General features: G+C 31.8%; 6 protein-coding genes, 2 tRNA genes and 1 pseudogene. 2 read left to right on the top strand and 7 right to left on the bottom strand.

All coding sequences use genetic code 11. The annotated features are described in order from the left end of the window. Positions 1 to 214: 214 nt before the first annotated feature. Both A3M9_RS0109465 and A3M9_RS0109460 read right to left on the bottom strand, forming a co-directional pair. Positions 215 to 305, bottom strand: a tRNA-Ser gene (locus A3M9_RS0109465). Between the two features lie 9 nt (positions 306 to 314). After that, positions 315 to 389 (bottom strand) — tRNA-Glu (locus A3M9_RS0109460). 513 nt (positions 390 to 902) lie between these two features. Here A3M9_RS0109460 and A3M9_RS0109455 point away from each other — a divergent pair. Together A3M9_RS0109455 and A3M9_RS0109450 are read left to right on the top strand one after the other, a co-directional pair. After that, positions 903 to 1,499, top strand: coding sequence for a metallophosphoesterase (locus A3M9_RS0109455; RefSeq protein WP_051350684.1), 597 nt, complete (start codon positions 903 to 905; stop codon positions 1,497 to 1,499). Positions 1,500 to 1,516: 17 nt separating this feature from the next. Beyond that, complete coding sequence (locus A3M9_RS0109450; RefSeq protein WP_027309015.1) at positions 1,517 to 2,518, top strand: hypothetical protein; 1,002 nt, start codon at positions 1,517 to 1,519, stop codon at positions 2,516 to 2,518. A 318-nt stretch (positions 2,519 to 2,836) separates the two neighbouring features. On the opposite strand, the gene A3M9_RS0109445 is transcribed toward A3M9_RS0109450, so the two are convergent. The 5 genes and pseudogenes from A3M9_RS0109445 to A3M9_RS15075 form a co-directional block, all read right to left on the bottom strand. Then, positions 2,837 to 3,670 carry a Cof-type HAD-IIB family hydrolase gene (locus A3M9_RS0109445; protein ID WP_027309014.1) on the bottom strand — a complete coding sequence of 278 codons (834 nt, stop codon included), beginning with the start codon at positions 3,668 to 3,670 and terminating at the stop codon, positions 2,837 to 2,839. A gap of 99 nt (positions 3,671 to 3,769) precedes the next feature. Further along, on the bottom strand, positions 3,770 to 4,444 hold the full coding sequence (locus A3M9_RS14250; protein ID WP_051350683.1) for a DUF4430 domain-containing protein: 675 nt from the start codon (positions 4,442 to 4,444) through the stop codon (positions 3,770 to 3,772). An 11-nt stretch (positions 4,445 to 4,455) separates the two neighbouring features. Continuing rightward, positions 4,456 to 6,819 carry a DUF4430 domain-containing protein gene (locus A3M9_RS0109435; RefSeq protein WP_027309013.1) on the bottom strand — a complete coding sequence of 788 codons (2,364 nt, stop codon included), beginning with the start codon at positions 6,817 to 6,819 and terminating at the stop codon, positions 4,456 to 4,458. Further along, entirely contained in the window at positions 6,816 to 7,433 is a 618-nt protein-coding gene (locus A3M9_RS13630) for an ECF transporter S component (RefSeq protein WP_051350682.1), read from the bottom strand. The genes A3M9_RS0109435 and A3M9_RS13630 overlap by 4 nt, the downstream gene beginning before the upstream one ends. After that, a pseudogene (locus tag A3M9_RS15075) lies at positions 7,430 to 8,134 on the bottom strand (energy-coupling factor ABC transporter ATP-binding protein); the annotation flags it as partial. The pseudogene A3M9_RS15075 and the gene A3M9_RS13630, both read right to left, overlap by 4 nt. Positions 8,135 to 8,217: the final 83 nt, after the last annotated feature.

Genomic DNA, 8,217 nt, shown 5'->3' with positions numbered 1-8,217 from the left:
ACCCTTAGCTTTGCTACGCCCTAAAATGAGGAAATAATAAAAATAGGGCTCAAAACAAAGCCCTATATAGATTGAATTAACAAATATTACTATATTTTTAATGCTACGCATTTTACATTAATAACTTTTTATGCATTTTATTAAATTAAGTTGAATATTTATAAAAAACGTCATTAAAAGCCACTATTTTTTCGGAGCTCTTGGTGGCACTTTTTGGCGGAGAGGGTGGGATTCGAACCCACGGTGGAGTTACCCCCACGCCGGTTTTCAAGACCGGTGCCTTAAACCAACTCGACCACCTCTCCATATTCAATTGGTGACCCCTAGGGGATTCGAACCCCTGTTACCACCGTGAAAGGGTGGTGTCTTAACCACTTGACCAAGGGGCCAACTCTCTGGCACAGAAAATAATATACCATCTTATTAGACAAAAGTCAACATATTTTTTTGTTTTTTATAAAATTGATATGAAGATATTTTAAATATACATTGGCATAAATTATTTTTATGAATACAATCAGATTGTTGACTTAAATACAAGAAAGCCCCAAGAAAGGATTTTAAAAGGCTCTTTCATGAGCTTTAGCAATTCTTAGCTTTAGACGAAGAAAAAGTCCGTAATTCGGCACAGGACGTGCCGAGCCGAGCGGCCATCAGGACGATAGCATCACGAGGATGGGACTTTTTTAAATAAAGAAAAGCTTAGAATTGCTTTGCGAAATGAACCGATGCCCAAGAAATCCTTCAAGGGGCTAATCAATATATAACTTTTTGAACAGCTGTTTGTTTTAAGAAAAAATATAAACTTTTATTAATTATTTTTAAGTTGAATTAAAAAAGTTAAGGTTATAAAATCTAATTATAATTTTATATAATTTTAAAAAACCAAAGCAGGTGTTAAAATGAAGTATATTATAAATACACTATATTTTTTATCAGGAAGGATATATGTTCCAACCCACCTTTTGGGAAGGAAAAATGTCATCCTGCACATTAGTGACACTCCCTCAAACATCTATGCTTCGATAATTAAATTGGTAAAAAAAATTAATCCAAAATATATAATACATACTGGAGATATTGTTGATAATATAAAATTAGAGCTATATCCTAATAGATTAAATGAATACAAGGATTACGCTTCTATGTTTATTAATGAATTAGTTAAATACACAAGCAATGGTCTTATAATTATTCCTGGAAATCACGATAATATTGACGTAATAAAAAATATAGATAAAGTTATTATAGTTGAAGAAGGTAAATCAATTTCAATTGATGATATAAGCTTAGGAATTTCCCATAAGATAAATAATCTACCAAAGTATAAATGTGACTTTTATTTATACGGCCACGATAAAAGTAAGGGAAATAGGAATCAACTAAATGGAATTAATTCAATAAACATAATAGATATTGAATCTAAGAATGTTTTTCATCTTAAATATCCAATGGGAACTGACAATTATAGATTACTTAGAACAAAAATAGGAATTTAATTTTGGGGGGAAATTAAATGCTTTCACTTTTTAGATTAGGTCCTAAGATGATAGTTATAGGTAGCAAAAATCCTGAAGAGCTTTCTAATGAAATATCAAAAAGTTTTTCTGCTGTTAAAACAAATCTTATTGATGCCTTAAATTCTACTTATGAAAATTCAACAATTATATTTATAACAGAGCCAAATAAAAAGATAGCACATATTAAAGATATTTTAACAACAATCTATATAAATATGCCTTCTGACGAATTTTACAATAATCTCATAAATAATAGAATATGTGAAAAAATTAATGATATAAGAACTGCACCTGGAATTATAGTTATGCGAACTCAAGGAGACAAGGACAAAATAATTAGCTCTGTTGCATATGAATATAGAGCCAAAATGCTACCAATATTTGATAGCTTGGAAAATGGAGAATCTAACCAAACAATAATTTTATTTACTGAAAAACCTCTTAACAGTAGGTTAACTATAAATTCCTTTGATTCTACTACTTTACTAATAGATGAAAATATTACTACTATATCATCTAAATTGAGAAATCAAGCACTAAGATTTTTAAATGAGGGATTGGTTGATAGACCCTGGTATGAATTAAGCATACGCATATATGATAGATATAGCAAATACGATATGCATTATAAAAGATTATCCATTGCACTTGATAATTTAGATGTTGGATTTATATTAGGTGAAATGTGGACAAAAGATACTCCAAGGTTTCTTTTATCTGTCTTAGTATATCAGATAAAACTATTTACATTGCTTCCTCCAACTGAAATAAAAAAGATATTGCTTGGACTTGAATACACAGACGACGGTACAAGAATCGTTGATTTTGACTTAATCTATAAAAATAAAAAAATAGACTGGACAGAAGTTAAAGTAAATAATTTGGAACGTAAAAATCTTGGAATGATGTTTAGGGAGGAAATTTTAAAGACCTTATCTAATGAACAAAGGCAAAAGCTAATAAATCTTGAAAACATCATTTTAAATACAAGGGAGTAGATAATATCTACTCCCTACAGATTGTTGACAAACCTGTTCGTTAGCTAAAGTATAAAAAAATCCCCATGAAAGGATTTTATTAGGCATATTTCATGAGCTTTAGCAATTATTGCTTTTCGACTTTGAAAAAGTCCNTAATTCGGCACAGGACGTGCCGAGCCGAGCGGCCATCAGGACGATGGCATCGCGAGGGTAGGACTTTTTCAAACAAAGAAAAGCTTAGAATTGCTTAGCGAAATGAACGAATGCCCAAGAAATCCTTCATGGGGCTAATAAATATATAACTTTTTCAACAGATTGAAGGGAGTAAGATTTTGTCTACTCCCTAAGTATTAACTCCTCTATAGCCTTTGCTACTCCATCGTTATCATTTGTATCTGTTACATAAGCTGCTATCTTTTTTATTTCTTCCTCTGCATTTCCCATTGCTATAGGGAAACCTGCAAATTCAAACATAGTCTTATCGTTTTCATTATCACCAAAACAAACTATCGCTTCTCTATCTATATCAAAAAATTCCGCAAGCCTTTTTAATGCATTACCCTTTGACACTTCTTTATCCATTATCTCAAAGTTGTTCATATATGATGAAAAAATTGAAACATCCATATTATCTCTAATATATTTTTTTAGTTCCTGAAGCTTCTCTACCTCATCTTCAAGAGCCATAACAACAACCTTTAAGAAATTCTCTCCCTCTTTTTCAACAACATCCTCAAGGCTGTCTACTATCTGTATATTTATTCTTTCATCCTCTGGAACTGTTTCATTCCACTTTGAATAGTTCAAGGATGAATGTATGAGCTTTTCTGAATATATAGTATCAGTTGTGTATATGTGTGGATAAAATCCCCATTCTCTTGTAACCTTTATTATATCCAATAGAGTTTCTTTTTTTATGTATTTTTCATATATAACCTCATTTCTATCCTTTTCACGAATATATGCTCCATTTGATGCTATAATAGGTGCCTTTGTACCTATTATTCTTGCATAGGATTTTGCAGATGTGAAAATCCTACCTGTACAGATAACCAGCTTAATCCCCTTCTCAGATGCCCTCCTTAAAACATCCTTAGTATATTCAGTCACCTGCTTTTGGCTATTTAATAGTGTTCCATCCATATCCATTGCTATCAATTTGTATTTCAAAGCTATCATCCTTTCGCAAATATTCCCTAAAAATTATACTATAAAATAATAAAAATATAAAACATAAACTTTAACTTATATTCAAAATTTAAGGACAGGCTATTTTAGCCCGTCCTCAAGAAACTTCCACTCTAATACATCTCCATCCTTTAAAGTATATGAACCTGCACCTACAGAAGGCTTTACACCATTTACAAAATAGCACCAACCACTATTTGCACCATAATCCCTTTCCTTTAACCCTGCAATCGATGAAAAGTAAATACTACCTCCTGTTCCCTTTGCTCTATAGGATATCTTATTATCTATCAATACCTTCAATGTAACATCTCCTGCTGTTTTTGAATTGATATCTACATAGCCCTTATAAATTACTTTATTGTTTACTGTATCAATTATATAAACATTTGGTTTTAAAGTTGTAGATTTATTATCATTTGAGACATTGCTCTTTTCTGTTTTATTCCTACTCTCCCCATTCTTGTTTATACTCTTTGTGCTATTTTTACTTTTTTCCTTTTTTATTTCACTCGCTTTATTCTGTTCTTGTTTTACAACCGCACTATCATTATCTTGGCTTTTGTCCTTAACTCTATTTTCTCCAACCTTATCTTTATTTTGATCCCTTTGTTCTACCTTTTTTCCCTCTTTATTATTCAATTCAATATTCTCTACTTCTGACCTTTGAAGTATATTTTGTAAACTGCCTGCAAAGGATATTGCTGTAACTGATAAAACAAGCATTACTACAATTAGCAGTAACTTCTTTTTCATATAACTGCCTCCTAAGCTCTTTTTTGCTTTTTAACTAAAACTGCACCTAACAATATCATTAAAAATGCCAATGCAACAGCTGTATTTGCATCAAACATATCACCTGTTTTTGGAAGTAGATTCTTTGCTTCCTCCTCACCAGTATATTCAAATACCTTTAGGTTGCTAACATCCACATTATTTCCAAAGAAATTATACTTTCCTGCCCTTTTAAACTCCCTTATTGCAATAAGTGCTCTTAAGGCTTGCTCTGTTGCCATATAGTCAGCCTTCTTATTCAATTCGTGGGCAAACTGGCCATTATTAACCCTAAAGCTTAAAAGTGCTGAATATAAATCTCCATTTGTCTTTGTAAACTTAAGTCCCTCTGGATTTTCTCCAACCGCAGTAAGTCCCAATATTACAAATGAAATTGTTTCACTAAAGCTTCCAAAGCTGTCGGGTATATATCCAGAATCTATCTGCATTTTAGATAGGCTATCAACAGCCTTATCTACTGCCGCCTTTACCTTTTCATTTGACATATAAGGTGAAAGGGCTGCAAGAGCAACACCAGTAATATCAGGGTTTATTCCCATCTCAGAATTTAGAGTCCATCCATATAGCTCTTTACCATTTTTATTAACTGTAACTGCCTTATCAAGTATAAAATCAACAAGTTTTTCCCTTGTTATTTTATAGCTTGACTTATCGGCTGTATAGTCTAACGCAATAAGTGCAAAAATAGCATCGTTTATAAGGAATTTATCAATGTTTCTTTTATTATAAAGTTCCTCCATTAGATTATACCCTACAAAGTTATATGGACTATATCCTGCTGCTGTTAATGTAATAATTAGCTTTTCTATATCTGTATTTGTATATTCATCTATTCCATAGGATTTAAGTTCCTTTGCTGCTTCCTCAATCAGCTTTTCATCTATCTTTTTTCCCATCTTTGAAAGGCTTAAAAATGCCCACATATCTAATTGGTTCTTTTCAATGTAACCTAAGGTTAAACTTAAGTCCTCTTCGATATTCTTCTTTATTAGGTTATTATTCTTTGAGATAACTTCACTATAAGCACTATCTCTAAAATCTAAACTTGGGCTGTTTACTCCATCAATATTAAATACACCCTCATCCTTAACAACAGTTGGTGACTTATCCACATTATAACCACTAATCCTATAACTATGGATTCCCTTTTCTAATCCTTCTATGTTTATCTCTCCATTTTCATTTGTTATATAATTCTTTTCATCAATCGTTACAATAGCACCAGCAATTGGAGTTGTTACCTCCTTGTTTTGATACCAGTCAAAATAAGTATATGAAAATTGGATTTTAAAAGGTTTATTTGGCTCTACTACATCTGGAGTAAACTTTATATTATTTGCATAAGCTGTTGTAGAATCTCCATAGAATACAACTATCTCATCACCATCGTTTGGAATATATGAGTCTATTGAAACCATTGGAGTCTCTATTTTATTTTTACTCTTTATATAATACATCCATCCATCATATCCACCAAATTTACCAGCCTTTAAACCATTTATTTCTTCAACATATTTGCCCCATTTGCTCTCTGTAACCTTATATGAAATACTATTATCACTGAGAAGTTTTTCTAATCCTAAAAGGGCAGTTTTTCCCTCTACTTCACCTCTTACAATAGTATCAAGTAATCCCTCTACTCTTACTGTGAATTTTGGCTTTTTTATTTGAAATTTAATTGTATCTGCCACTATATTAGGAATTTCATTTCCCTCTTTAAAATCATAAAACTTTAGCTCGTGTACTCCTTCTTCAAGTCCCTGTGGAAGTTCTATTCTATTTTCTATAACCTCTACGCTTTTTCCATCTATTTCAGCCTTAAATCCCTCTATTTTAGTTACTGTATTAGTCCAATCATTATAATTATTAAACGTGATAGTCAATGCCTTATTTGGACTTAAGGTTGAGAAACTTATATCATTAGCTAAATATGGCTTTGGATAACAGCCATAGTATAGTAATAGTTTTTCACCCTTTTTAAGTTCAGTTCCATCAATTGAAGTCATAGGCACTTCATACTTTCCATCCCTTTGGATAGCATACATCCAACCTGAATAATCACCTAAACTTCCTTCCTTAAGTCCATTAACTTCTGAAATATACTTTCCATAACTACTGTCCTTTAATACATAGGTTATTCCCTTTGATTTTAAAACCTCATCTAAAGCATCAAGGGCGTTAGTCTTTTGTGTCTCTCCCTCTGCAATTATCCCCTGATTGCTCTGAACAACTACATATACACTGCTTGAATTTGCTAAAGCTTGCTTAGGAAGTATTGCTAAAAATTGTAATAGTATAAAGATAGAAAGAACTACTTTGGAAACTGTTTTTTTCATACATCTCCCCCCACTTCTTTAATATATGTTACCTCCAGCCTATTTTTAAATCGTTTTAGTATCTTGTACATTTCATCATAAAATAGAACTGAGAAAATAAAGTTTGAGCTTGAATGGAGTACATCAAATACTAATCCTGATAAATAGGCTATGGTAATTGTTTTTATATTAATAGGCCTGATAAAGCCTATAATATGCCAAAGATTCATAATCCAATCAAACATAAAGCCATAAAGAAAACATATTATTGAAAAATACTCTAATTTTATCTTTTTTCTAATAAAACCCGAAAGCATTCCAACCAATCCCCAAGCAAACATCTGCCATATTGTCCAGGGACCGTGGCCTAGAAAAATATTTGAAACAAAGGCAGCTACATTTCCTACTAAAAAACCAACAAAGGGCCCAAAAACATTTCCAGATACTGCAACTATAAAGGTAGTTGGTTGAACATTTGGAATTGCACCAAAAGGAATTCTAAAAACACCTGCAATTGCACCTAATGTTGCAATAAGCCCTATCTCCTTTGTCCCCATTTTGCTCCTTTCAAAATATATAAAGGCAGCAAATAAAATTAAAATTAAAGAAAGGTTTATAAAAAGTTCAATGTTCACTTATTTCCCTCCAAAGCCTCTATAAACTGTTTATATGTAAAAATTCCTTCCTTAAATTCTCTAATCAATTTGTTTGTCTCAGTTGTATAGAAAATACAATCCTCTAATATCTTCCTATCTCCCATCTCTGCTATCTCACCATTAAACATTAATATAAACTTGTCACAAACCTCTGCTGCAAACTCTATATCGTGTGTAATCAAAATTATAGATACACCTTCATCTGCAAGACTTTTAAGTATTTTCGCTATTTCACCTTTAATATTATTGTCTATTCCCCTTGTAGGTTCATCTAAAAGAAGAACCTTAGGTCTTAATATAAGTGTGTTTGCAAGGGCAAGCCTCTGTTTTTCTCCTCCACTTAAATCCCTTGGATTTTTATCCTTATGTTTATATAAATCTAATTTTTTAAGTATATCATCTACAATGCCTTTATCCTTTATATTAAAATTGTTAAGAGTAAATAGAAGTTCCTCATAAACTGTATCCTTCGTAATATAGTCATTTGGATTTTGAGAAAGATATCCTATTTGCTGTGCCCTATCCTTTACGCTTAATTTATTCATAGTTTTTCCATCTAAAAGTATATTTCCCCTATAATCAACAAGCCCTATGATTGACTTTAAAAGTGTTGATTTTCCTGCACCATTTGGTCCTATTAGGGCAGCTATCTCTCCACTTTTAATGCTAAACCCAACATTTTTTACAGCAGTAAAACTGCCATATTTTACTGTTATACCCTCTACCTTAAGCCTATCTTCTCCTTTTTTTTCTCCTTTATTAA

This window comes from Caloramator sp. ALD01 (assembly GCF_000472625.1).
GTDB lineage: Bacteria > Bacillota > Clostridia > Clostridiales > Caloramatoraceae > Thermobrachium > Thermobrachium proteoclasticum.
Note: the sequence above shows the minus strand (reverse complement) of the source record. Positions and strands in the feature narration are given on the sequence as shown.